This window comes from Cupriavidus sp. L7L, from assembly GCF_004353535.1.
Classification (GTDB): Bacteria; Pseudomonadota; Gammaproteobacteria; order Burkholderiales; family Burkholderiaceae; genus Cupriavidus; species Cupriavidus oxalaticus_A.
The window spans coordinates 379,003-401,981 of the sequence record NZ_SMNY01000003.1; the positions used below are offsets into that span (position 1 = coordinate 379,003).

Annotated in this window: 21 protein-coding genes; 12 read left to right on the forward strand and 9 right to left on the reverse strand. The window is 65.6% G+C overall.

Annotation, left to right across the window (positions count from 1 at the left end; translation table 11 throughout):
- Positions 1–241: 241 nt before the first annotated feature.
- The 4 genes from E1J61_RS03770 to E1J61_RS37295 all read right to left on the reverse strand — a co-directional run bounded on the left by E1J61_RS03770 (position 242) and on the right by E1J61_RS37295 (position 2,186).
- Complete coding sequence (locus tag E1J61_RS03770) at positions 242–574, reverse strand: YqjD family protein (RefSeq protein WP_133092789.1); 333 nt, start codon at positions 572–574, stop codon at positions 242–244.
- A 50-nt stretch (positions 575–624) separates the two neighbouring features.
- Positions 625–1,311 carry a dienelactone hydrolase family protein gene (locus tag E1J61_RS03775; RefSeq protein WP_133092790.1) on the reverse strand — a complete coding sequence of 229 codons (687 nt, stop codon included), beginning with the start codon at positions 1,309–1,311 and terminating at the stop codon, positions 625–627.
- Positions 1,312–1,350: 39 nt separating this feature from the next.
- Positions 1,351–1,854: a BCAM0308 family protein gene (locus tag E1J61_RS03780; protein WP_133092791.1), complete on the reverse strand. Its 504-nt coding sequence runs from the start codon at positions 1,852–1,854 to the stop codon at positions 1,351–1,353.
- Between the two features lie 179 nt (positions 1,855–2,033).
- Positions 2,034–2,186, reverse strand: coding sequence for a hypothetical protein (locus tag E1J61_RS37295; protein WP_165971417.1), 153 nt, complete (start codon positions 2,184–2,186; stop codon positions 2,034–2,036).
- A 449-nt stretch (positions 2,187–2,635) separates the two neighbouring features.
- On the opposite strand from E1J61_RS37295, the gene ftsH reads away from it, so the two are divergent.
- From ftsH to E1J61_RS03800, 4 genes are all read left to right on the forward strand, one after another.
- Positions 2,636–4,525, forward strand: coding sequence for an ATP-dependent zinc metalloprotease FtsH (gene ftsH, locus E1J61_RS03785; protein ID WP_133092792.1), 1,890 nt, complete (start codon positions 2,636–2,638; stop codon positions 4,523–4,525).
- Between the two features lie 17 nt (positions 4,526–4,542).
- Complete coding sequence (locus E1J61_RS03790) at positions 4,543–5,856, forward strand: erythromycin esterase family protein (RefSeq protein WP_133092793.1); 1,314 nt, start codon at positions 4,543–4,545, stop codon at positions 5,854–5,856.
- 120 nt (positions 5,857–5,976) lie between these two features.
- On the forward strand, positions 5,977–7,614 hold the full coding sequence (gene groL, locus E1J61_RS03795) for a chaperonin GroEL (protein WP_133092794.1): 1,638 nt from the start codon (positions 5,977–5,979) through the stop codon (positions 7,612–7,614).
- 24 nt (positions 7,615–7,638) lie between these two features.
- Positions 7,639–9,009: a nicotinate phosphoribosyltransferase gene (locus E1J61_RS03800; protein WP_133092795.1), complete on the forward strand. Its 1,371-nt coding sequence runs from the start codon at positions 7,639–7,641 to the stop codon at positions 9,007–9,009.
- A gap of 23 nt (positions 9,010–9,032) precedes the next feature.
- On the opposite strand, the gene E1J61_RS03805 is transcribed toward E1J61_RS03800, so the two are convergent.
- The 3 genes from E1J61_RS03805 to E1J61_RS03815 are packed head-to-tail and all read right to left on the reverse strand — an operon-like array spanning position 9,033 to position 10,980.
- Positions 9,033–9,689, reverse strand: coding sequence for a BON domain-containing protein (locus tag E1J61_RS03805; protein WP_133092796.1), 657 nt, complete (start codon positions 9,687–9,689; stop codon positions 9,033–9,035).
- A 26-nt stretch (positions 9,690–9,715) separates the two neighbouring features.
- Entirely contained in the window at positions 9,716–10,342 is a 627-nt protein-coding gene (locus E1J61_RS03810) for a phosphoribosyltransferase (RefSeq protein ID WP_133092797.1), read from the reverse strand.
- Between the two features lie 32 nt (positions 10,343–10,374).
- Positions 10,375–10,980 carry a nitroreductase family protein gene (locus E1J61_RS03815; RefSeq protein WP_133092798.1) on the reverse strand — a complete coding sequence of 202 codons (606 nt, stop codon included), beginning with the start codon at positions 10,978–10,980 and terminating at the stop codon, positions 10,375–10,377.
- A 184-nt stretch (positions 10,981–11,164) separates the two neighbouring features.
- On the opposite strand from E1J61_RS03815, the gene E1J61_RS03820 reads away from it, so the two are divergent.
- Positions 11,165–11,974, forward strand: coding sequence for a hypothetical protein (locus tag E1J61_RS03820; RefSeq protein WP_243736760.1), 810 nt, complete (start codon positions 11,165–11,167; stop codon positions 11,972–11,974).
- Positions 11,975–12,065: 91 nt separating this feature from the next.
- Positions 12,066–13,463, forward strand: a complete 1,398-nt coding sequence (locus E1J61_RS03825; protein WP_133092799.1) for an MFS transporter — start codon at positions 12,066–12,068, stop codon at positions 13,461–13,463.
- A 286-nt stretch (positions 13,464–13,749) separates the two neighbouring features.
- Here the strand turns inward: E1J61_RS03825 and E1J61_RS03830 are convergent, their stop codons facing one another.
- Positions 13,750–14,028 carry a DUF1488 domain-containing protein gene (locus tag E1J61_RS03830; RefSeq protein ID WP_133092800.1) on the reverse strand — a complete coding sequence of 93 codons (279 nt, stop codon included), beginning with the start codon at positions 14,026–14,028 and terminating at the stop codon, positions 13,750–13,752.
- A gap of 243 nt (positions 14,029–14,271) precedes the next feature.
- Positions 14,272–14,736: a universal stress protein gene (locus tag E1J61_RS03835; protein ID WP_133092801.1), complete on the reverse strand. Its 465-nt coding sequence runs from the start codon at positions 14,734–14,736 to the stop codon at positions 14,272–14,274.
- 421 nt (positions 14,737–15,157) lie between these two features.
- Between E1J61_RS03835 and ppsA the strand changes: the two genes are divergently transcribed.
- The 6 genes from ppsA (at position 15,158) to E1J61_RS03865 (ending at position 22,953) form a co-directional block, all read left to right on the forward strand.
- Positions 15,158–17,563 carry a phosphoenolpyruvate synthase gene (ppsA, locus tag E1J61_RS03840; RefSeq protein ID WP_133092802.1) on the forward strand — a complete coding sequence of 802 codons (2,406 nt, stop codon included), beginning with the start codon at positions 15,158–15,160 and terminating at the stop codon, positions 17,561–17,563.
- Between the two features lie 208 nt (positions 17,564–17,771).
- Positions 17,772–19,541, forward strand: a complete 1,770-nt coding sequence (gene acsA / locus E1J61_RS03845; protein WP_133092803.1) for an acetate--CoA ligase — start codon at positions 17,772–17,774, stop codon at positions 19,539–19,541.
- A complete protein-coding gene (gene pdhA / locus E1J61_RS03850; RefSeq protein ID WP_133092804.1) occupies positions 19,538–20,560 on the forward strand; it encodes a pyruvate dehydrogenase (acetyl-transferring) E1 component subunit alpha in 1,023 nt (340 codons plus the stop codon). The genes acsA and pdhA overlap by 4 nt, the downstream gene beginning before the upstream one ends.
- Positions 20,557–21,531 (forward strand): alpha-ketoacid dehydrogenase subunit beta, encoded by a 975-nt coding sequence (locus E1J61_RS03855; protein ID WP_133092805.1) that lies wholly within the window; start codon positions 20,557–20,559, stop codon positions 21,529–21,531. The genes pdhA and E1J61_RS03855 overlap by 4 nt, the downstream gene beginning before the upstream one ends.
- 61 nt (positions 21,532–21,592) lie before the next feature.
- Positions 21,593–22,708 (forward strand): dihydrolipoamide acetyltransferase family protein, encoded by a 1,116-nt coding sequence (locus tag E1J61_RS03860; protein WP_133092806.1) that lies wholly within the window; start codon positions 21,593–21,595, stop codon positions 22,706–22,708.
- Positions 22,705–22,953, forward strand: coding sequence for an acyl carrier protein (locus tag E1J61_RS03865; protein ID WP_133092807.1), 249 nt, complete (start codon positions 22,705–22,707; stop codon positions 22,951–22,953). Before E1J61_RS03860 ends, E1J61_RS03865 begins: the two co-directional genes overlap by 4 nt.
- Positions 22,954–22,979: the final 26 nt, after the last annotated feature.

Here is a 22,979-nt window from a genome sequence, read left to right on the forward strand (position 1 = left end):
ACGGTGTCGCGCGTGACGATGTCCGCTGCTGCCGCTTGCAGGTCAGCGCAGGCTGTGTCCGAGAACAATGCGTGGACGCCGACGCAGGTCGCAGCAGTCTGATGTAGGACTCGCCTTCAGGAAGATGCCGGATCTCGGCCTCGCCCCGCTGGCCGGGCAGGCAGGCTGCGATCGCCGCAGGCTGTTTGCCCGGCATGGCGAATACGGTGGTGTCCATGCAGGCATCCTTGCGCGCCCGCCGCTATTGGCGCGTGACGGCCAGCGCGACCAGTGCACCGGCCACGGCTGCGACCGCGGCGACGGAGCCGATGCTCTCCCAAGGATGCGCGTGAACATAGCGATCCGTGGTGTCGGCCCATCGCGAGACACGCGTCCGTGCCGCCTCGCGTTGCTCGGCCAGACGCCCCTGGAGCGCGTGCAGGCGTGCGCCCAGCTGCGCGCGTGCCGCGGCGGTCTCCTCGCTGGCTTCGTCGGCAACATCCCTCAACAATGCCTGTACATCGGCCAGCAGCGTATTGGCATCACGGGCCAGTACCTCCTTGTGCAGCAAGAGCGCGGCGCGAGTATCGTTCATGTCATTCTCCTTTTCACTGAGTCATCGCCGTGCATCACACGGCACCATGCTTAGCCGGCGTGGCCGTGCGGCGCGGGCTGCGTTGCCGCTGCAAAATGCTGGCAGAACCATTTGCCCGCTAGCTTGCCGACCTGTTCCAGCGCGCCTGGCCCCTCGAACAGATGAGTGGCGCCGGGAATCACCTCCAGCCGCTTCTCGCAGGGCATCCAGGCGGTGGCGCGCGCGTTGAGTTTGAGTACCTCAGGATCCGCTTCCCCCACGATCATCAGCGTCGGCGCACGCAACTGGCATAGTGCCTCATGGCCGGCCAGGTCGACGCGGCCGCCGCGCGATACCACCGCGTCGATCCGCATATGCGGCGGCGAGTCCACGGCGGCACGGATGGCCGCGGCAGCTCCCGTGCTGGCGCCGAAATACCCGAGGCGCAGGTGGCGCTCGCGCGTCAGGTGCGCCACAGACACCGTGGCAGCCTTGAGCCGCTCGCCAAGCAGGGCGATGTCGAACCGCTTCGACATCCCGACGTCCTCGTCGGCCGTCAGCAGGTCAAACAGTAGCGTGCCCAGGCCCATCCCGTTCAGCATCGATGCGACTTCGCGATTGCGCGCACTGTGGCGCGAATTGCCGCTTCCATGTGCAAACAGGACCAGACCGGATGCAACTTCGGGCACGGCAAGGTCGCCCGGCAACGCGATATCGCCGATATGGATCCGCACCTGTTCGTTGGTAATGTGCCCCATGAACTCCCCTTCCCGATCTTGCCTGTGACCTCGCCGCCGTCACGCCCTGTGCCAGTGCACGTTCAGCTCGGTCTCGGCGTTGCCGTAATCGATCGTGAGTGTTCCGCGGTAGGCATGGTGGATGGCGTTGCCGATGTCCCGCGCCAGGTGCAGCCCGGTCGTGGTAACCACCGTGCCCTGTTCTCCCGAATCGATTGCCATCACGCGCTCCATCGGATGCTGTGCGCGCAGTTGGGCTTCGCGGTGTCGTATCAGCGCCAGAATCTCGGCCCGATGCGCGGACTCGAAGGTGCCGCCCAGCGTCACTCTCCCGGCGGGGGTCTTATCGGCGACGCGCTGGCATGCAGAGCAAACCAAGGTTGCGGCGCCCGGTGGTACGGCGCGCCATTGCCAGTGCCCGCGCATGAATACGGCATGGCAGACCGGGCAGCTCGCCAGCGTCGGGGCCGCCGCCGGCTGCTTGTAGCGGTCGGGGACGTGCTCGACGGGGAACGGATGCCAGCGGACCGGCCTGACCTTGATTGACTGCGCTCGGACTTTCATCTTGATGCCTCGTTGGTTATGGACAATGCACGCCGGTCGCCGGCGCGCTGCGGCGCGTCTGCGGCGCCCCTCACCATTCCGGTAAAGCCCGACGCGCCCCCACAGTTAAAGCTATTCGCCTGTGCGGCTATCAACTTGGGCTGGATCAAACAATGGTCAGACATCTGCGAGGTTGCTGGCTACATGGTCCGCCGCAGCAAGCTGCATAGTTCCGGCAGCGGACGGGCATTGAGCACGTCGTCGGCCTGCGGCCAGCCCCGCCGCGCCTGGGCCAGCCCTAGGGACAAATTCTGGAAGTCGCGCACGCGATGCGCATCCGAGTTGATGCTCACCAGCACTCCGCTAGCCTTTGCCATCCGACAGCCGCTGTCCCTCCTGCAGGGGCTGCTTTCTTTCCTCCGGAGTCTGGACGACCGTGCGAGCAGTGGGTTGCGGCACATCAAGGATGCCGCCCGCCGCCTGCAGCGAGCTTCCGAAAAGACCGCCATCGTTGGTGACGGTGGCCGTTGATACGGATCAAAGGCCAACCCCGACCCGCCGCTATCTTGGAATGACGCACAACCCTCACAACGATCCGAACGATGGCATCGGACACCGGTATCCAGGAAGCTGATGTGAAGCATTACTTGCGCAAGTCGGCCGCGTATCTTTTCCACTCGCGACGCATCGCCGCCGTCGCACACCGCAGTACTCGCCGGCCGGCCAGCCAATCCGCCACCTGCGCCACCTCGGCGCAGCGAATCCCCGGCCGCCGACAGCCCACCGCCACCTGACTTCGGCCATGGAACGCAGCAAACGGAATTTCTCGCTCTGGTACCTGCTCGCGGCTGTCCTGACGACGCTGGCGCTCCAGTTCTACGTCGCCACGGAAACCGTCACCTCCCTGGCCTACAGTGACTTTAAGGCCTTGCTCAAGGCCGGCAAGGTGCGCAGCGCTACTGTTGGCGAGACGGCGATCAGCGGCAAGCTGGCGACAGCCGGGGTCGAGACCATCCTGCCAGCCGACCAGGTGGCCGCGGTACAGCGCGGCGGCAGCCCCGACCGGACCTTCACCACGGCCCGCATCAGCGATCCCGGGCTGCTGGCCGACCTGGACGCGGCCCATGTGCGCTATGCCGGGCAGCCCGATGCTCGATGGCTGGGCACGCTGCTGTCCTGGATCGTGCCTGCCCTCGCCTTCTTCGCGATCTGGAGCCTGCTGTTCCGGCGCATCGGGAATGCCGCTGGGGGGCTGATGGAGATCGGCAAGAGCAAGGCCCGGGTCTATCTTCAGCAGGAGACCGGAGTGAGCTTCGCCGACGTGGCCGGCATCGACGAAGCCAAGGTCGAGTTGATGGAAGTGGTGGACTTTCTCAAGAACCCCGGGCGGTACCGGCGCCTGGGCGGCAAGATTCCCAAGGGGGTACTGCTGCTGGGCGCCCCGGGCACCGGCAAGACCCTGCTGGCACGGGCGGTTGCCGGCGAGGCCGGGGTGCCATTCTTCAGCATGAGCGGCGCCGAGTTCGTGGAAATGTTCGTCGGCGTCGGCGCGGCACGCGTGCGCGACCTGTTCGCGCAGGCCGAGCAGAAGGCGCCGTGCATCATCTTCATCGACGAGCTGGACGCGTTGGGCAAGACCCGCACCCTCAATGTGGCCGGCGGCCAGGATGAGCGCGAACAGACGCTCAACCAGTTGCTGGTGCAGATGGACGGCTTCGACACCAACAAGGGCGTGATCATCATGGCCGCCACCAACCGGCCGGAAATCCTCGACGCCGCGCTGCTGCGGCCCGGGCGCTTTGATCGCCATATCGTGCTGGACCGCCCTGACCTGAAAGGGCGCGAGCAGATCCTTGGTGTGCATGTGCGTCATGTCAAGCTGGCTCCGGAAGTCAATCTCCGGGAACTGGCCGCGCGCACGCCTGGCTTTGCCGGCGCCGACCTCGCCAACCTGGTCAACGAGGCGGCACTGCTGGCCGCCCGCAACGACAAGCCGGCGGTCGACAACGCAGACTTCAACCTGGCGCTCGACCGCATTGTCGGCGGGCTGGAAAAACGCAACCGGGTCATGATCCCGCTGGAAAAACAGACCATTGCCTACCACGAGGCCGGGCATGCACTGGTGGCCGAATGCCGCCGGCATGCGGACCGGGTCTCGCGCATCTCCATCATTCCGCGCGGCGTTGCGGCGCTCGGCTACACGCAGCAGACCCCGACCGAAGACCGCTACCTGCTACGCCGCAGCGAATTGCTGGACCGGCTGGATGTGCTGCTTGGCGGGCGCGCGGCGGAACAGATGGTCTTCGACGACGTTTCCACCGGCGCGCAGAACGACCTGGAACGGGCCACCGACATGGCGCGGCAGATGATCACGCAGTTCGGCATGAGCGAATCGCTCGGCCTGCCGTGTTACGAGCGCGCCGGCAGCCCGTTGCTGCCCTCCGCGGCCGCGCTGTCGCGGCCGGAACGCGAGTACAGCGAGCGCACCGCGCAGGCCATCGACGAAGAGATCCGGCTCACGCTGGACCAGTCCGCCGAGCGGGCACGCCAGACCTTGCTCGGGCAGCGTGCGCGCCTCGACCGGCTGGCGCAGCTGCTGCTTGAAAATGAAGTGGTCGAGCGGCATGCGCTCGATGCCCTGATGCGGGCTGAAGGTGCGACGGCGCCACACGATGAACCCGTCATGCAGTAGCCACCCGAGGAGTCCCCATGGCATCTCCGCTTACCCCGTTCCTTGCTGTCCGGGAGGCCGCACAACGCCTGCAGGGCAATGCCTCCGACTACGATCCGCTGCTTGACATGGCCCGCGGGAAGGATTTCGTATTGCTTGGCGAAGCCACGCACGGCACGGCCGAGTTCTACCGGATGCGGGCGCAGATCACGCAGGCGCTGGTCCGTGGCCAGGGCTTCGATGCCGTCGCCATCGAAGGCGACTGGCCAGACGCCTGGCGTGTCAACCGCTACGTGCAGGGCGAGGGCGATGACAGCGCGGGGGAGGCCCTAAGCGATTTCGAGCGTTTCCCGTCCTGGATGTGGCGCAACCGGGAGTTCCTGGCGTTCATCGAATGGCTGCGCGGCCACAATGCCAGCCTGCCGCCGGAGCGGCGGGTCGGTGTCTATGGGCTCGACCTCTACAGCCTGTATCGCTCAGCCGAGGCCGTGATCCGCTATCTGGAGCGCGCCGACCCGCTGCAGGCCGAGGCTGCCCGGCAGCACTATGCCGCGCTCGACCATGTGCGTGATCCAGCTGCCTACGGCTACCAGGCCGCCGCCGGGCTGCGTGAGCCCGCGCGCGACGGCGCCATCCGCCAGCTGCTGCAGCTGCGTACCGACGAGGCCGCCTATATCTCCCGCAATGGCCTGGCGGCCATGGATTCGCACTACTTCGCGGAGCGCAACGCGACGGTGGTGGTGAATGCGGAAGCCTACTACCGCGAGATGTTCGGCCGCCGTGTCAGCACCTGGAACCTGCGCGACGCGCACATGGCGCAAACGCTGTTTTCGCTGGCCGCCTACCGGCTGCGCCGCGGCGGCAACGGGCGCATTGTGGTCTGGGCCCACAACTCCCACCTCGGCGATGCGCGGGCCACGGAATCGCAGCTGCGCGGCGAGTGGAACCTCGGCCAACTGGTACGCCAGCAGGCCGGCACGCAGGCGCTGCTGGTCGGCTTTACCACCTACGCCGGCCACGTCTGCGCCGCCTCTCGATGGGACGGCGACCCCGAACACAAAACCGTCGTGCCGGCACTGCACGACAGCTGGGAAGCACTTTTCCACAGCACCGGCTTGGATCGCTTCTTCCTCCCGCTTGGGCCACAGGCCAGCCACGCGCTCTTCGAGGTCATGCTGGAACGCGCCATCGGCGTGCTCTATCTGCCGCGCACGGAGCGTGCCAGCCACTACTTCGACGCTTCAATCGCCGGCCAGTTTGACGCCCTCTTCCACCTGGACGAGACCACCGCGCTGGAACCGTTGCAGCCAGGGCATCCCGTGCCCGTGCCGGACAGCGACCAGCCAGACTGAAGCACGCGCCTATTTCAGGCAGCGGCCGCGAGCCTGGCGCTTGCGTTGCATCAACGTCCGGACTGGCACGCCAACTACCGTAAAGCGAGCCAGACCACTCATGTCAATGCGGAGATCGTCATGTCTGCCAGAACACTCATCTTCCACCAGGACGCGCGCCGCATGATGCTGAGCGGCGTGGAACAACTGGCCCACGCTGTGAAGGTGACGCTGGGTCCAGGTGGCCGCAACGTGATCGTGGAGCGGCCCGACATGGTGCCGCTGGTCGCCAATTCCGGCGTGGTCGTGGCGAAGTCGGTGACGCTGGCCAATCCTTTCGCCGACATGGGCGCCCGCCTGCTCTGCGAGGCCGCAGTGCGCACCAGCGAGATCGCTGGCGACGGCACCACGACCGCCACCACGCTGGCCCACGCGATCGTGGCCGAAGGCGTGAAGTACGTCGAAGCCGGTCACGATCCCATGCAGCTCAAGCGCGGCATCGAGGCCGCCGGCAAGCTGGTCGCCAGCGCCTTGCTGGAGAGTGCCCGGCCGTGTGGCAGTACCGACGAGATGCGCCAGATCGCCACGATCTCGGCCAGCGGCGACCAGACTGTCGGCACGCTGGTGGCCCAGGCTGTCGAGCGGGTCGGCAAGGACGGTGCGATCAGCGTGGAGGATGGCTCGAAGCTGGACGACGCACTCGACATCGCCGACGGCGCGCTGATCGATCGTGGCTACCTCTCGCCCTTGTTCGCGACCAACGAGAGCCGTGCCGTCGTGCTGGAGTCACCATTGGTGCTGCTGTGTGACGCGAACATTGCCGCGATCGCGCAACTGCTGCCGGTCCTGGAAGCCGTGAGCCGCGCCGGCCGGCCCTTGCTGCTCATCGCCAACGACGTGGAGGGTGAGGCGCTGGCCACGCTCGTGGTCAACAACCTGCGCGGCGCGCTGAAGAGTTGCGCGGTCAAGTCTCCGGGTTTCGGCGACTCGCGTACCGAGCAGCTGGGCGACCTGGCCGCGCTGACCGGCGCTACCGTGGTCTCGCCGCAGGCCGGCATCTCGCTCGAGCACGTCACCCTGGAACAGCTTGGCGAGGCCCGCCGCGTGGAGGTCAACAAGGACACCACCATCCTGATCGCCTCCGGTGACGAACGGCCGCGCGTGGCCGAGCGCGTTGCCGCCCTGCGCCTGCGCCTGGACGAGGTGCGCTCGGACTATGAGCGCGAGGCCCTGCAGCGGCGCCTGGCCCGGCTTGCCGGCGGCGTAGCCGTGATCAAGGTGGGCGCGGCGACGGAGAGCGCGCTGCACGAGCGCAAGAACCGCTTCCAGGATGCGCTGCACGCCACCCGAGCCGCGGTGGACGAGGGCATCGTCGCAGGCGGTGGCGTGGCGCTACTGCGCGCCCGCGCCGCCCTTGAGGCCTGGCAGGCGCCGAATCCCGAGCAGGCCGCCGGCGGCCACATCGTCCACGCGGCACTGGCCGCGCCGATGCGGCAGATCGCCGCCAACGCCGGTGCGGATGCCGACGCCGTGGTGCACCAGGTGTGCGCCGGCTCGGGAACGCTCGGCTACGACGCCGGCACCGAGCGCTATGGCGACATGCTCGAACTGGGCGTGATCGACCCCGTCAAGGTGGTGCGCACGGCCCTGCAGAATGCCGTCTCGATCGCCTCCCTGCTGCTGACGACGGACTGCATGATCGCGATCCAGCGCAGCCCTGCCGGCCACGGCGATGCCGGCACGCGCCCGGGGTCATCCATGTTCGGCGAAGATTATTGAGCAATGCCGCCTGCGCGAGCCGCCATGACTACCCCCGATTGCGAAAGCCCGCTGCTGACCGACCTGTACGAGTTCACCATGATGCAGGCGTATTTCGACAGCGGCATGCACGATATCGCCAGCTTCGAGTTCTTCGTCCGCAAGCTGCCGCCGGGCAGGAACTTCCTTCTGGCCGCGGGACTGGAACAGGTGGTCGCCTACCTGGAACGGCTGCGCTTCAGCGCGGACGATCTCGACCAGCTCGCGTCGACCGGGCATTTCAGCCCGGCGTTCCTGCAATCGCTCGCACACTTCCGCTTCAGCGGGGATGTCCAGGCCGTGCCGGAGGGCACGGTGTTCTTCCCGGACGAGCCCATCCTGCGCATTACCGCGCCGATCCAGCAGGCCCAGCTGGTCGAAAGCCGGGTCATGAACCTGCTGCACTACGAGACCATCGTGGCCAGCAAGGCGGCGCGCGTGGTGCTGGCGGGATCGGGGCGCATGCTGGTGGATTTCGGCCTGCGCCGCGCGCATGGTGCCGAAGCCGGCCTGCTGTCGGCCCGGGCCAGCTATCTGGCGGGGTTCACCGGCACCGCGACGCTGCTGGCCGGTGTGCGCTTCGCCATCCCGTCGTACGGCACCATGGCGCATTCCTATGTGCAAGCGCACCTGGATGAGGGCGAGGCCTTCGCGTCGTTCGCGCGCTCGCAGCCCGACAACGCCACGCTGCTGATCGACACCTACGACACCGAGGCCGCCGCGCACAAGGTGGCGGCACTGGCCGCGACGCTGCGCGCCAGCGGGATCTCCGTCAAGGCAGTACGCATCGACAGCGGCGACCTCGGCGAGCATGCGCGCCGGGTGCGCGCCATCCTCGACGGCGCGGGGCTTCAGTCGATCAGCATCTTTGCCAGCGGCAACCTGGACGAGTATCGCATTCGCGATCTGGTGGCAGCGGGCGCTCCCATCGACGGTTTCGGGGTCGGCACGCGCATGAACACCTCGGCCGACGCCCCGTATCTGGATTGCGCGTACAAGCTGACCGAGTACGCGGGCCTGCCGCGCCGCAAGCGCTCGGAAGGCAAGGCAACCTGGCCTGGCCGTAAGCAGTCCTACCGTCGTTACGGCGCTGACGGCACCATGCTTGGCGATACGCTGACGATCGAGGGGGATGCCTGTGACGGTCTGCCGCTGATGCAGTCGTGCATGACGGGTGGCCGGCGTGTGGCGCCAGAAGTGCCGCTGCTCACTAGCCGGGCCTATGCCGCACAGCAACTGGCCGCGCTGCCTGTCGCCCTGCGCGCGCTGGAGCAGTCGGCGCCCTATCCTGTCACCGTCAGCAATGCCCTGCAAGACCTGGCGCGCGCTGCCGATGCGCTGACCGCGCAGGCCAGTCCGGCAGCGACACCCCGGTAGTGCGGCAAGGACGAATGCCTGAGCTAGCCGGGCCTGACTTCGATCTGGTTGACGACCGCGCTGACGCCCGGTGCAGACCAGGCCGCTTCGAATGCCGCGTCGCGCTCGGCCAGCGTAGGCAGAGTGCCGGTCAGCGTCACCGCGCCATCCCTCACCGCCACGGTCACCTGGTCGACGTCGCCGACGGCCTGGCGTGCGATGGCCGCCTGGATCCGTGCCGCCACGTCCTGCGCGTCGGCACGAGGCCGGAGGGCAAGCGCATTGGTGACCCCGACCACGCCGAACAGTCCGGCCACGGCGTGCTCGGCGGCGGTGCGCTGGTAGTACCAGTCGACATCGCCGCTCAGGGTCACGACGCCGTGTTCGACCAGGATCCGGATACGGTCGGCCGGCACCATCGCGTCCCAGGACAGCACGTTGGCCGCGGCGCGGGCAATGTCGGCATCGGTGCGGCGCGCATCGTCGGGCAGGTGAACGTCCAGTTCCACGGCCAGCGCCCGCACGCCGGCGATGCGCCTGACGGCCGCTTCCGCCGAGTACTTCTCGGCAAAGGTCCCAAGGTGCCCCGTCAGCGTGACGACGCCGTCCTGGACCTGGACCCCGATCTCGTTGCCATGGACCGCCGGATCCCAGATCAGCGCCTCGGTCACGTCTTGCTGCAGCTGCCTGTCGCCCTTCATGGATGCCTCCTCGCGTATACGCGTCTTTACCGCCCTTTCAGACATGCCACTACCTCCGCGTCCTCGACCTGCGAGAAGTCGCGGTAGAACTGGCCCACTGCCCGAAAGCCGGCTGGCGTCTCCAGGCACACCACCTCGTCTGCATAGGGCCGCAACAGCTCCAGCGTCCGCGGTGGCGCCACCGGCACTGCACAAATGAGCCGCGCAGGCTGCTCCTCGCGGATGGCATGCAGCGCGGCAATCATCGAGGCACCGGTGGCCAAGCCGTCGTCCACGACGATAACCTGGCGTCCGGTGGCGCGGATCGGCTCCCGCCCCGGTGTGTAGGCGGCACGGCGCTGCCGCAGCACTTCAAGCTGGGCTGCGCGCTCGCGGTCGATGTATTCGCTGTCGGCGCCGACCGCGGCGGCATAGGGTGTGAGATAAGTCCAGCCACTCTCGCCCACGGCGCCGATGGCGTACTCGGGGTTGCCTGGCGCGCCAAGCTTGCGCACCAGCACGACGTCAAAGTCTCCACCTAGCGTATCGGCAATGATGGCGCCCATCGGCACCGCGCCCCGGGGTACGGCCAGCACCAGTGGCCGTTCTCCAGCGTGGCCAGCGAGCGCACGGGCCAGCTGTTTGGCGGCATCGGCCCTGTCAATGAATGGCATGGTCCTCCTCCTGTGCCTGCCTGGACGGCCGCTTACGCCGGATAGCCCACGCTCTGGGCCAGGATCACGCGCTGGTCGGGCTCCAGCCGCATGGCGGTGGCCAGCGCGCGGCGGTCCAGCAAGCCACGCGCCACCGTGGCCAGGCCCGACGCAGCGCAGAAGAGATAGACGTTCTGGCTGATATACCCCGTATCCAGCGCAGTATAGAACTGGCGCAGAGGCTTGTCGGTCTCGTCGAGCCTGGAGAGCCGGCTGACGTAGACGAGGTTCAATGGTGCCTCGGCAACATAGTCCTGCAGGCCGGTAGCCGCGCGCAGGTCTTCGCCGATGACCAGCCGAAGGCGCCAGTCCGGCGGTTCGAGCACGTACAGGCCGTCGCGCAGCGCCACGTACAAGTCGATTTCCTGCCAGTTGCGGGTCGAAGGTGCGGTGCGCAGGCCGGTGCCCGGGCGGTTGACGCCGAAAGCGGCCCACAGCAGGGACGACAGCAGCGCGTCATCCAGGCGCCGCGAGGCGAAGTGCCGGGTCGAGCGGCGCTGCTGCAGCGCGGTCAGCAGCGGCATGCCGCCTTCGGTCTGCGGGGCCGGCAGCTTCAGGTATTCCACGCCGGCTTCGGATAAAACGATGGGATGTGTCACGTCGTGCTCCAGAAGGACGGGGGTCGGCACGGCCCCTCTGGGATTACCGTAGGCGGCGAGCGGGCGCTGCCATTTGGGATGGATCAAAGGAACGCCTGTTTGCGCGTGGGAGGTAGAAGGACATCTTCAGTTTCGGGTTCCTGATCGGCTTTGTCGCGCTGGTGGTTGCTGGCGCGATGCGTTCATGCGCAACGAGGCCTTCTGGGAGTCGCTGACGCAGGATATCGACGGCCTGTCGCGCCATCACCAGCACATCGTCGCCTTCTGTGCCCGGCAATGGCTTGACCTGTTCGCACCGGGCAATGTCTGGTGGATGAACCCCGCTGTCGCCAGCGCCGCCTCGAGCACTTTCGGCGCCAACTTCCTGCAAGGGGCCCATCACTGGCTGCAGTACGCCAGTGAGTTGCTGTCGGAGTTGCCCGGCCTGCCCGCCGGGCGGCCCGCGCTGGAGTATTTGCCCGGGCGCGACGTGGCGCTGACACCCGGCAAGGTGGTGTTCCGCAACGCGAACCGCGACACCACACGCCTGCCTTATCGGCTGCATTCCGAATGCTTGCACAAGCTGTTCCTGGGCAACGAACTGGCCACTGGCAAGCTGTGCGTCGGCGGGCGGCCGATCGCCCTATCTGACCTCGACCTGCCGCTCTTCGTGGCCGGCACCGAGCACGACCACGTCTCGCCCTGGCGCTCCGTCTACAAGCTGCACTTGCTGACCCAGGCCGAACTGACCTTCTTGCTGACTTCGGGCGGCCACAACGCGGGCATCGTGTCGGAACCAGGCCACCCGCGCCGGCGCTACCATGTGTACACGAGATTGGCAGCCGCGCCTTACCTGAGCCCGGAGCAATTCCTCGACATGGCTGAGTACCGCGAGGGTTCCTGGTGGCCGGCGTGGCATGACTGGCTAGTGGCCCACTCGACAGAGCGCTGCACGCGACAAGCGCGGGCCCGGGATTTAGCGGACGCCCCTGGTGCCTACGTACTGGAACCCTAGATGCTCGAAGGACTGGAACAGATAAGCCCTCTAAAGTAAAGGCTTCGCGAACCCCTTACGAGAGGAGCATGCAAGAGAAGAAGGATGGAACATGACCGTGCCCCAATCGCATGGCCGGGCTCGCGCGCTTCATGCGCCCTCTGCCCTGGGCCCCGACGTACGACCGCGCGAAGTATGGGCATGGGCCATGTATGACTTTGCCAATTCCGGCTACACCACGGTGGTCATCACCGCGCTGTTCAATGCCTACTTCGTCGCCGTGGTGGCCGGCAATGCCCCCTGGGCCACGCTGGCCTGGACCGCGGCACTTTCTCTTTCCTATGCACTAGTGGTGCTCAGCGCGCCGCTAGTCGGCGCCTATGCCGACCTGCGCGCAGCCAAGAAGACACTGCTTGCCGTGACGACGGCGGGTTGCGTGGTGTTCACCGCCCTGCTCTATTTCGCACAGCCCGGCACCCTTGGTCTGGCCATCCTGTGCGTAGTGCTGTCCAACTTCTTCTTCAGCAGCGGCGAAAACCTGATCGCCGCTTTCCTACCGTCGCTTTCTACTCCGCGCGCCTTGGGTCGGGTATCGGGCTGGGGGTGGAGTCTTGGCTATATCGGTGGCCTGGTCACGTTGGGCCTATGTCTGCTCTATGTCAACTGGGCGACCGCCCGGGGCCACGTCGCCAGCCAGTTCGTGCCCGTCACCATGCTGATCACGGCGGCCATCTTTGCCCTGGCGAGCCTGCCGACCTTCCTGCTGCTGGGCGACCGCGGCGCGCCGCAGATCGCTGTGGCCGCACCGGCTGGCGAGCAGGCGATCGGCGTAGCCTGGGCCCGAGTATGGCAACGCCTGAGCCAGCTGCGGCAGTTCCGGGACCTGCGCCGCTTCCTGCTGTGCACCCTGTTCTACCAGGCCGGTATCCAGGCGGTGATCACGCTGACCGCCATCTACGCCAACCAGGCCATGGGTTTCAGCACGCAGCAGACGCTGACCCTGGTGCTGGTGGTCAACCTGACGGCAGCGGCTGGCTCCTTGCTGTTCGGCCATGTGCAGGACCGGATCGGGCACGTGCGCGCCATTGCCCTGACGCTGCTGGGCTGGATCCTGACCATCCTGCTGGCGCGCGCCGCGCGCGACGCGCCGCTGTTCTGGCTTGCCGCCAATGTGGCCGGCCTGTGCCTGGGCGCCGCCCAGTCCGCCGGACGGGCCATGGTGGGGCTGCTGGCCCCGCCCTCGCGCGCGGCCGAGTTCTTCGGGCTGTGGGGCCTGGCGGTCAAGCTGGCCTCGATCGCCGGGCCGCTGACCTATGGCATGGCAACCTGGCTGACGGGCGGCGATCATCGACAGGCGCTGCTGATCACCGGCAGCTACTTCGTCGTCGGGCTGGGCCTGCTGTGCAGGGTCAACACCGGGCGAGGGCGGCAGGCTGCCTTGCGCGCTGAGCGCAAGGTGGGAATGGAGACCGGCAACGGCGCTGCTACTGCCATTCCCCCTTGCCAGTAATGCCATTCACCAGGCCCTCTACTCGAATTCACGCATGTGAACAAACGCCGTCGCCGAGCGAGAGCCTCCATCTTCTCGCCCATTTGAGGGCCATATACCGTTGGCCAGCAACCTGCCGTACCTGTCTTTGACGGGCTGTATCTGACGCGTCGGGGAGGTGTCAACGCCCTCCAAGCGGACACGGTCATCAAGGGCTGTACGGCCGATACATCGCCGCACTTACGCGAATGCACGCGCGGAAAAGTTACCTGGTAGAAAGGCCGGCCATTTAGCGCCCGAGCTCGCCTCACACGGCAAAGCGAAAATGGCCGCTGTGCAACACGATGTGCCGCGCACCTGTCATCTCGAACAGCGCTCCCGCGACGCGTTCAATGTCCTGCCGGTTGCTCATGAATGCCGGTAGCAAATCTTCACTGCGGTACGAACGCGCGCCGAAATGATCTTCAAGCGCCTCGGCTGTGATCTCATAGGTTGCCGGCGAGCCGTCTACTTTCGCGGCGCACTGCAGGCTTGGGCCGGTCGGACAATAATCCGGCATCTCGCCGGCAAAGTCGATCTTATGCATAGCTCTCTGGCGTACTGCCCTCCAAAGTCTGTGCCTGCCTACGCCTCCTCGGCGCGGACTAGCGGGACGGGCGCGACGGCTACTAGGGTGATCAAGCCCGCGCGACGCTGCCCATGGCGACAACGATGCGCTGGTACATAGCGGTTTCCCACGATGCGACCCTGTGGTGATTCATGTCTGGACTGGTTGGATTCAGCGTAGGGCGGCTCAGCATTTCCCGGTTGGTGCGCATCAACCGAACGGTCAGGACATATCGCCGACTGGCCGCTGGCGGACAAGCAGTATGGGGCGAACCGACTTGCTGACGACGTGCTCCGAGACCGAGCCCAGCACCATGCGCCGCACGCCACGATGGCCGTGAGTGCCCATTACGATCAGGTCCGCGCTCCAGTGATCCGCTTCCTTGACGATCGCCTCGGCAATCTTCGCAGGGGTGCCTGGCGTCTCGGCCAACCTGCTGCTCCAGCGCACGCCGGCGGCACTCAGCCGCTCGCCGGCGCGAGCCAACACCTGCTTGCCGTAGGCAATAATGTCGGCCATCAGCCACGGCCGGTCGCCCGAACTGACCTCGAGAAGCAGGTCGCTGTCGTCAACGACAAACATGGCGCTGACTTCGGCATGAGTGACCAGCGCCATGGACACTGCCTGCTCCAGGGCATCTAAGGATGAGCGGCTACCATCGATGGCTAGAAGAATGCGGCGGTACACGGCGACCTCGGCTGCGGCTATGGTTCTTTCAAAGTAGCGGTCGCAACGATATGAAGGTTGATGCCAGTCAACAAATCCCTAAAGTCCCTCCCGCCGGTGGGCTGGGAATTCGGACCGGGGCAACGACATGCGCAGGCCCACCCGTCTTCATGCGGCCAGTCGCGGTGGGCAAGTGGTAGACGGCGCTTCGCCGCGATTCAATGCGACAACAGCAGCGGCATCGCGTCCGCCTGCCGTTAAGCTGCCTTGTGGGGGCTTGCGTTGGATCAACTCACGGCGCCGTTTGACCACTAGTGTGAATGCGTCAGTCGCTCGCGAGCGCTGTTCAGCACCCTTGGAAGCTTCCCGGACGTTATCCGTTCCAAGCGGAACCTTGGCCTTGCTTAGGCGTCGGCATAAATCCGCCGAGAAGGAGTAGCACATGTCCAACGAACATGCGCAGGTTGTCTGGTTCGAAGAACTAAGGCGGGCCGATGTTCCTCGCGTCGGTGGCAAGAACGCGTCGCTGGGCGAGATGGTGGCGAACCTCGCGCCCGGAGGGGTCAAGGTTCCACCCGGGTTCGCAGTCACGGCGGATGCATACTGGCGCTTTATCCATGCGAATAGCCTGCGCGAGCCGGTGTCCAGGACGCTCGGCGAACTTGCTGAAGGCAAGGTTTCCCTCGCCGAGGCCGGGGCCGCCATTCGTCAGCTCATTCTCCGAGGCGAATGGCCCAGAGAGACGGCAGAGGCGATCCGTGTGGCTTATGAAGAGCTGAACCAAAGGACCGGACGGGTCAACATGGACGTCGCAGTCCGCTCGAGTGCGACCGCCGAGGACTTGCCGGATGCGAGTTTCGCCGGACAACAGGAAACCTTCCTCAATATCCGGGGTGATCGCGCGCTCCTTGACGCTTGCCGGCGCTGCTACGCCTCACTTTTCACCGACCGCGCGATCAGCTACAGGCAGGCGAAGGGCTTCGACCATCTGAAGGTTGCTTTATCGGTCGGCGTCCAACGCATGGTGCGATCCGACCTGAGCGGCGCCGGAGTGATGTTTTCGATAGACACCGAAACCGGCTTCGACAAGGTCGTCCTGATCAACGCCGCCTGGGGTCTGGGCGAGAGTGTCGTGCAGGGCACCGTCGAACCAGACGAATACGAGGTGTTCAAGCCACTTCTGTCCGACCCGTCGCTCACGCCGATCATCGGGAAGAAGCTCGGCGACAAGAGCCGCAAGATGGTCTACACGAGCGATAGCCGCGCTCCGACCAAATGTGTCCCGACCTCGAAGGCAGAGCGCACGTCGTTCGTGTTGGGAGACGAGGAGATTCTCACCTTGTCGCGCTGGGCTCGCGCAATCGAAGACCACTATGGCCAACCCATGGACATCGAATGGGCGAAGGACGGCGAGACCGGAGAGTTGTTCATCGTCCAGGCCAGGCCGGAAACCGTCCAGTCGCGACGCGAGGCTAGCGCTGTGAAGCGCTATCGCATCAAGAAGGCCGGCCGCAAGCTGGCATCGGGCGTGAGCATCGGGGAGGCCGTCGCGGCAGGCGCGGTCTGCGTCATCGATAGCCCAAGGGAAATGGGACGCTTCGTCGACGGCGCCATCCTCGTGACCCAATCTACGGACCCCGACTGGGTGCCCGTCATGCGGCGTGCGGCTGCCATCGTCACCGACCTTGGCGGGCGGACCTCGCACGCGGCCATCGTCAGCCGCGAACTGGGGCTTCCGGCAATCGTCGGTACGGGCAATGCGACCCATCTGCTACACGACGAGCAAGAGGTCACCGTCTCCTGCGCGGAAGGCCGCGAGGGTTTCGTCTACGAAGGCACTGCCGACTATGAAGTCGACGAAATCGACTTTGGCAGTATCCCGGCAACGCATACCAGGGTCATGCTGAACCTGGCCAACCCCGCAGCAGCGCTCCGCTGGTGGCGGATCCCGGCCGATGGCGTCGGGCTGGCGCGAATGGAGTTCGTGATCGGTAATCACATCAAGATCCATCCAATGGCGCTGGTCCGCTACGACACGCTAAAGGACGATGCGGCCAGGCAGACGATTGCCGGCTTGACAGCCGGATACGAAAGCAAGACGGAGTACTTCGTGGACCGGCTCGCGCGCGGACTGGGGCGAATTGCCGCTCTGCAGTATCCCCGTCCTGTAGTGGTCCGCATGAGCGACTTCAAGACAAACGAGTACGCGCATCTGATCGGCGGTGCGGAATTCGAGCCGCGGGAGGAGAACCCGATGCTTGGATTCCGTGGCGCGTCACGATACTACTCGCCTCGCTATCGAGAGGGCTTCGCGCTGGAATGCCAGGCGATTTGCCGCCTGCGCAGGGAGATGGGGTTCACTAATGTGATCGTCATGATCCCGTTCTGCCGCTCGGCGAAAGAGGCGGACCGCGTACTGGAGGTCATGGCGGAGAACGGCCTCGTGCGCGGCGAAGCCGGCCTGAACGTATATGTCATGTGCGAGATACCGTCGAACGTGATCCTGGCGGGCGAGTTCGCCAAGCGCTTCGATGGCTTTTCGATCGGCAGCAACGACCTGACTCAGCTCACGCTCGGCGTGGACCGCGACTCATCAGAACTCGCGGCGTTGTTCGACGAGCAGGACGACGCCGTCAAATGGATGATCCGCAGCGTCATCGCAGAGGCGCACAAGGCCGGGGCCGAAGTCGGCTTGTGCGGCCAGGCGCCTAGCGACCACCCGGAGTTCGCTGGATTCCTTGTCGAAAGCGGCATCGATTCGATGTCGGTGAGTCCCGATAGCTTTATCGCGGTCAAGCGTCACGTTGCTGCCGCCGAGCATGCGAGGACAAGGATCTCGTATGTATGAGCGTCAGAAAGGTGAAGGATGGAAGTGATATGGCGGGAGAACCGAAGAACATTCCCTGCTGCCAGGCCATGAGTCCGATGTCCTCGCTAAAGCGGGCAGGACTTGCCCTTGCCCGCTCAGGTAACGGACGGCCGGGCAGCGCTGGCCGCCCCGCTTCTCGTCGCCTGCCCCCGCCCCTATAGTGGTCCCAAGGAGACCAAGCGCCAGAATGGATCTATCCACAATCATCCACAAGACCGCAGCGGATCTGCGTGTTGCGCCAAATTTTGCCGACTATGAGGCGGAGCGTCATGGATTTTCCTGGGACGCCATCCGCAGGACCCTCGGCGCCCAACCCGATGGCGGGTTGAATATCGCGTGGCAGGCGGTGGATCGCCATGTGGAAAGTGGTGCGGGTGACAAGGTCGCATTCCGCTTTCTTTCACGGGGCGGACCGGCAGCGCGCGCCGTCACCTACGCACAGCTGGCCAGTCTCACCAATCGCTTCTGCAACGTACTGCGCGCGCTCGGCGTGGGCAAGGGAGACCGGATCTTCATTCTCGCTGGACGCATTCCGGAGCTTTATACGGCCCTGCTCGGCGGCCTGAAGAACGGCTGCGTGGTGTCGCCGCTGTTCTCGGCATTCGGGCCCGAGCCGATCGCCACGCGACTGAACCTCGGCAAGGGCTCGGTGCTGGTCACCACCGATCAACTCTTCATGCGCAAGGTCGCCGCATGGCGCGACCGCATGCCGAGCCTCAAACACATCCTGCTGGTCGCGGAAGACGGCGGCTCCACCGCGATACCGGGGACGCTTGACCTGGCTGCAATGATGCGCAGCGCGACCGACGCGTGCCAGATCACGCCTACCACGTCCGAAGACATGGCGCTGTTGCATTTCACCAGCGGCACGACCGGCACGCCAAAGGGGGCCGTGCACGTCCATGGTGCCGCGCTCACCCACTGGGCAACCGGCAGGTATGCGCTCGATCTTCATGCGGACGACATCTATTGGTGCACCGCCGATCCGGGTTGGGTGACCGGCACATCCTACGGTGCCATCGCGCCATTGCTGCATGGCATAACGTCTATTGTGGACCTCGAAGAATTCGACGCGCAGCGCTGGTATGGAATCCTTCACGACGAAGGCGTCACGGTCTGGTATACGGCGCCGACCGCGATCCGCATGCTGATGAAGGCGGGAACCGAAGCAGCCAGAGTGCGTGCTTTCCCGCGACTGCGGTTTATCGCCAGTGTCGGCGAGCCCCTGAACCCAGAGGCCGTCTGGTGGGGCAAGAACGTGCTGGGCCTGCCGATTCACGACAACTGGTGGCAAACGGAAACGGGGGGCATCATGATCGCCAATACGCCAGCCTTTGATATCAAGCCTGGCTCGATGGGCCGGCCGCTTCCCGGCGTGGATGCTGCCATCGTGCGGCGTAACGAAGACGGGCGCGCCGAACTGATCGATAGCCCCGGAACCGAGGGCGAGCTTGCACTCAGAAGCGGTTGGCCGTCAATGTTCCGGGCTTATCTCAACGAGGAAGCGCGCTACCGCAAGTGCTTCGCACACGAATGGTACCTGACCGGCGACCTGGCTCGCCGCGATACCGACGGCTACTACTGGTTCGTCGGCCGCACTGACGACGTCATCAAGTCGTCCGGACACCTGATCGGCCCCTTCGAGGTCGAAAGTGCGCTGATGGAGCATCCGGCCGTCGCCGAAGCCGGCGTCATCGGCAAGCCGGATCCGGTTGCGGGAGAAGTGGTGAAGGCATTCGTATCGCTCAACAAAGGCTTTGAACCTTCTGAAGCGCTGCGCCTGGAGCTTCTTGGTCATGGCAGGAGCCGCCTCGGCGCGTCGGTGGCCCCCAAGGACATCGCCTTCCTTGCGGAATTGCCACGAACACGCAGTGGCAAGATCATGCGCCGATTGCTGAAGGCACGGGAACTTGGCCTGCCGGAGGGGGACACCTCCACGCTTGAGACCGGATCATGATGGACATCGAGCATCCCGCCCCGCCGCCACCTTCCGGACCGGTGCCCTATGACAAGGCCTTCGCGCTTACGCTGCTGCGCGACATGGTACGTATTCGCCGTCTTGAGGAGACATGCGCGCAGCGCTACGGCGAGGGCAAGATACGCGGCTTCCTGCATCTGTACATTGGCGAGGAAGCCGTATGCGTTGGTGTTCTCCATGCGCTCGCCCCCGACGACAATGTGGTCGCCACCTATCGGGAGCACGGGCATGCGCTGGTTCGCGGCATGGACATGCGCGTGCTGATGGCCGAAATGTACGGCAAGCAGGAGGGCTGTGCGCGAGGCCGCGGCGGCTCGATGCACCTGTTTAGCCGCGCTGCCCGGCTCTTCGGGGGCAATGCCATCGTGGGCGCAGGTCTCCCGCTGGCGGTCGGCCTTGCGCTCGCCGGACAAATGCAGGGCAGCCAGCGTGTCACCGCCTGCTTCTTCGGCGACGGAGCGGTCGCCGAAGGCGCGTTCCATGAATCGATGAACCTGGCCGCATTGTGGAAGCTCCCGCTTTTGTTCTGCTGCGAAAACAATCTCTATGCGATGGGGACGGCTCTTGAGCGTCATGAGTCCCAGACAGACCTCTGCGCCAAGGCAGCGTCCTACAACATGCGGGCTTTCGCGGCCGACGGAATGGACGTGGTCGCCGTCTGCGAAGCTGCCCGGAATGCCGTGGCCAGCGTCCGGGGCGGCACGGGGCCGGTGTTCCTTGAACTGCGCACCTATCGCTTCCGCGCTCACTCCATGTACGACCCGGATCTGTACCGCCAGGCGGCCGAGGTCGAGGCGTGGAAGACACGCGGTCCCATTCATACGTTCACCGCGCGGCTGAAGGCGGAAGGCAAGCTGACGGAAGACGAGTTTCTCTTGCTGGACACCGACGCTGGTGCGGAGGTTGCGAGGGCCGAGGCCTTTGCCGAGGCGGGCACCCTGGAGCCTGTCGAGGATCTGCTGAAGGATGTTTACTCACCGGCAGGAGGTACCCCATGAGCTTGCGCCTCAGCTACCGGGAGGCCGTGCGCGAAGCCCTGCGCGAGGCGCTTGCCAAGGACCCCCGCGTCTTCCTGATGGGCGAGGACGTCGGCCGCTACGGCGGCAGTTATGCGGTCTCCAAGGGGCTGCTGGCCGAGTTCGGCCCGGAACGCATCCGCGATACACCTCTTTCGGAACTCGGCTTCACCGGCGCCGGCATCGGCGCGGCCCTGGGCGACATGCGCCCCATCGTCGAGGTGATGACCGTCAATTTCAGCCTGCTCGCACTCGACCAGATCGTTAATACCGCAGCCCTGTACCGCCATATGTCTGGTGGGCAGTTCTCCGTACCGCTGGTGATCCGGATGGCCACCGGGGCTGGCCGCCAGGTCGCGGCCCAGCACTCTCACAGCTTCGAGGGCTGGTATGCCAGCATACCCGGCCTCAGGATCCTGGCGCCCGCCACTGTCGAGGACGCACGCCGCATGCTGGCGCCGGCATTGGCCGATCCCGACCCGGTGCTGATCTTCGAGCATGCAGGCCTGTACAACGTGGAAAGCGAGATTCCGGAAGCGTCCGTCGTGGATATCCACTCGGCACGGGTCAGGCGGCCCGGCAAGGACGTGACCCTGATCGCGTATGGTGGTGGCCTGCCCAAGGCGATGCAAGCCGCCGATTCGCTTTCGGCCCAGGGAATCGATGCCGAGGTGGTCGATTTGCGCGTCCTGCGTCCGCTGGACGATGCGACCATCATGGCCTCCGTCGCAAAATGCCGTCGTGCGGTGATCGTCGACGAGGGCTGGCGCAGCGTCAGCCTCGCCGCGGAGCTGATGGCGCGCATCGTCGAGCAGGTTTTCTATGAACTCGACGCACCTGTCGCGCGGGTCTGTTCTGCGGAGGTACCGATTCCTTATGCCAGGCATATGGAAGAGGCCGCCCTGCCCCAGGCGGACAAGATTGCAACCGCCGCCAGCCAGCTGATCGCATGAGCAAGCCGGCAGCCCTCACTTTCAGCGCCCGCAACCGGCGCATCGCTCCGGCGAGGACAACATGATCGAATTCCGCCTCCCCTCGCTGGGCGCAGACATGGACGAGGGTACGCTGCTCGAATGGGCCGTGCAGCCCGGCGACACCGTGAAGAAGGGGCAGATCATCGCCGTGGTCGACACCAGCAAGGCTGCGATCGAGGTGGAGACGTGGCACGACGGTGTCGTCGCCGAGCTTCTGGTTTCGCGGGGAGACAAGGTTCCCGTCGGCACGTTGATGGCGACCTTCCTTGAACCTGGCGAAACACCAGGCGCCCTGCAGCGCGCATCTGGGCCAGAGCAGGCGAGCGGCACTCCGGGTCGACGCATGGTGTCCCCGGCAGCGCGCAAGCTCGCACTGGAACAGGGGATCGACGTCGCAGCCCTCACCGGCACCGGGCCGGGAGGCGCGGTAACGCTGGCCGATGTCGAGCAAGCGGCGCGCAAGCCCTCCGCCACGCCAGGCGACCGATCGGCCGAGATCCGCAAGACAATTGGCGCCGCGATGGCGCGAGCCAAGCGCGAGATTCCTCATTACTACGTCGCAGAGACGATTCCGTTGCGGACTGCGCTCGCCTGGCTCACCCGGGAAAATGCTGGCCGATCCATGAGCGAGCGCGTCCTCCCAGCCGTCTTGCTGATCAAAGCCGTCGCAGTCGCGCTCAAGCGCTTCCCCGAGTTGAATGGATTCTTCCGCAACGGTGCCTTCAGCGCCGCAACGGCGGTGCACGTCGGGATCGCGATATCCCTCCGCCAGGGCGGCCTGGTGGCGCCGGCGCTGCTGCATGCCGACAGCAAGCCAGTTGCACAACTGATGCAGGAACTGGCCGACCTGGTCAGGCGCTGTCGCGCTGGTTCCCTCAGGCGTGCCGAATTGTCCGAGCCTACCATTACCATTACCAATCTCGGGGATCAGGGCGCGGAACAGGTGTTCGGGGTCATCTATCCTCCCCAGGTGGCCCTGGTGGGTTTTGGTCGCATCATTGAGCAGCCATGGGTGGAAGACGGTGCGGTGACAGTGATGCCAGCCCTGACAGCCACCCTCTCGGCCGACCATCGTGTCTCGGACGGTCATCGCGGCGCACTCTTTCTCACCGAACTACGAGAACTGCTACGACATCCTGAGGAGTTTGACCGATGAACAACGCCAGTATCCGCGCCATCGTCGTATCCACGTTGCGCGAGATCGCCCCTGAAATCGAGCCGCAGGCCCTGCGCCCGGATCGTCCTCTGCGCAGGGAGGTCGATCTTGATTCCATGGACTGGCTCCGCTTCCTGCTCGCCCTGCACGAGACATTGAAAGTGGAAATCCCGGAGTCCGACTACAGCCGGCTCGTCACGCTTGACGATGTCGTTTCCTACCTGGAAGCCGCAGCAGCACGTTGAGCCTGCTTCGGGCCGAAGCCGAGAGA

Excerpts from the sequence above, each read along its gene's own strand:
- E1J61_RS03770 (WP_133092789.1), bottom strand. The coding sequence starts at position 574 with ATGAACGATACTCGCGCCGCGCTCTTGCTGCACAAGGAGGTACTGGCC.
- E1J61_RS03775 (WP_133092790.1), bottom strand. The coding sequence starts at position 1,311 with ATGGGGCACATTACCAACGAACAGGTGCGGATCCATATCGGCGATATC.
- E1J61_RS03780 (WP_133092791.1), bottom strand. The coding sequence starts at position 1,854 with ATGAAAGTCCGAGCGCAGTCAATCAAGGTCAGGCCGGTCCGCTGGCAT.
- ftsH (WP_133092792.1), top strand. The coding sequence starts at position 2,636 with ATGGAACGCAGCAAACGGAATTTCTCGCTCTGGTACCTGCTCGCGGCT.
- E1J61_RS03790 (WP_133092793.1), top strand. The coding sequence starts at position 4,543 with ATGGCATCTCCGCTTACCCCGTTCCTTGCTGTCCGGGAGGCCGCACAA.
- groL (WP_133092794.1), top strand. The coding sequence starts at position 5,977 with ATGTCTGCCAGAACACTCATCTTCCACCAGGACGCGCGCCGCATGATG.
- E1J61_RS03800 (WP_133092795.1), top strand. The coding sequence starts at position 7,639 with ATGACTACCCCCGATTGCGAAAGCCCGCTGCTGACCGACCTGTACGAG.
- E1J61_RS03805 (WP_133092796.1), bottom strand. The coding sequence starts at position 9,689 with ATGAAGGGCGACAGGCAGCTGCAGCAAGACGTGACCGAGGCGCTGATC.
- E1J61_RS03810 (WP_133092797.1), bottom strand. The coding sequence starts at position 10,342 with ATGCCATTCATTGACAGGGCCGATGCCGCCAAACAGCTGGCCCGTGCG.
- E1J61_RS03820 (WP_243736760.1), top strand. The coding sequence starts at position 11,165 with ATGCGCAACGAGGCCTTCTGGGAGTCGCTGACGCAGGATATCGACGGC.
- E1J61_RS03825 (WP_133092799.1), top strand. The coding sequence starts at position 12,066 with ATGACCGTGCCCCAATCGCATGGCCGGGCTCGCGCGCTTCATGCGCCC.
- E1J61_RS03830 (WP_133092800.1), bottom strand. The coding sequence starts at position 14,028 with ATGCATAAGATCGACTTTGCCGGCGAGATGCCGGATTATTGTCCGACC.
- ppsA (WP_133092802.1), top strand. The coding sequence starts at position 15,158 with ATGTCCAACGAACATGCGCAGGTTGTCTGGTTCGAAGAACTAAGGCGG.
- acsA (WP_133092803.1), top strand. The coding sequence starts at position 17,772 with ATGGATCTATCCACAATCATCCACAAGACCGCAGCGGATCTGCGTGTT.
- pdhA (WP_133092804.1), top strand. The coding sequence starts at position 19,538 with ATGATGGACATCGAGCATCCCGCCCCGCCGCCACCTTCCGGACCGGTG.
- E1J61_RS03855 (WP_133092805.1), top strand. The coding sequence starts at position 20,557 with ATGAGCTTGCGCCTCAGCTACCGGGAGGCCGTGCGCGAAGCCCTGCGC.
- E1J61_RS03860 (WP_133092806.1), top strand. The coding sequence starts at position 21,593 with ATGATCGAATTCCGCCTCCCCTCGCTGGGCGCAGACATGGACGAGGGT.
- E1J61_RS03865 (WP_133092807.1), top strand. The coding sequence starts at position 22,705 with ATGAACAACGCCAGTATCCGCGCCATCGTCGTATCCACGTTGCGCGAG.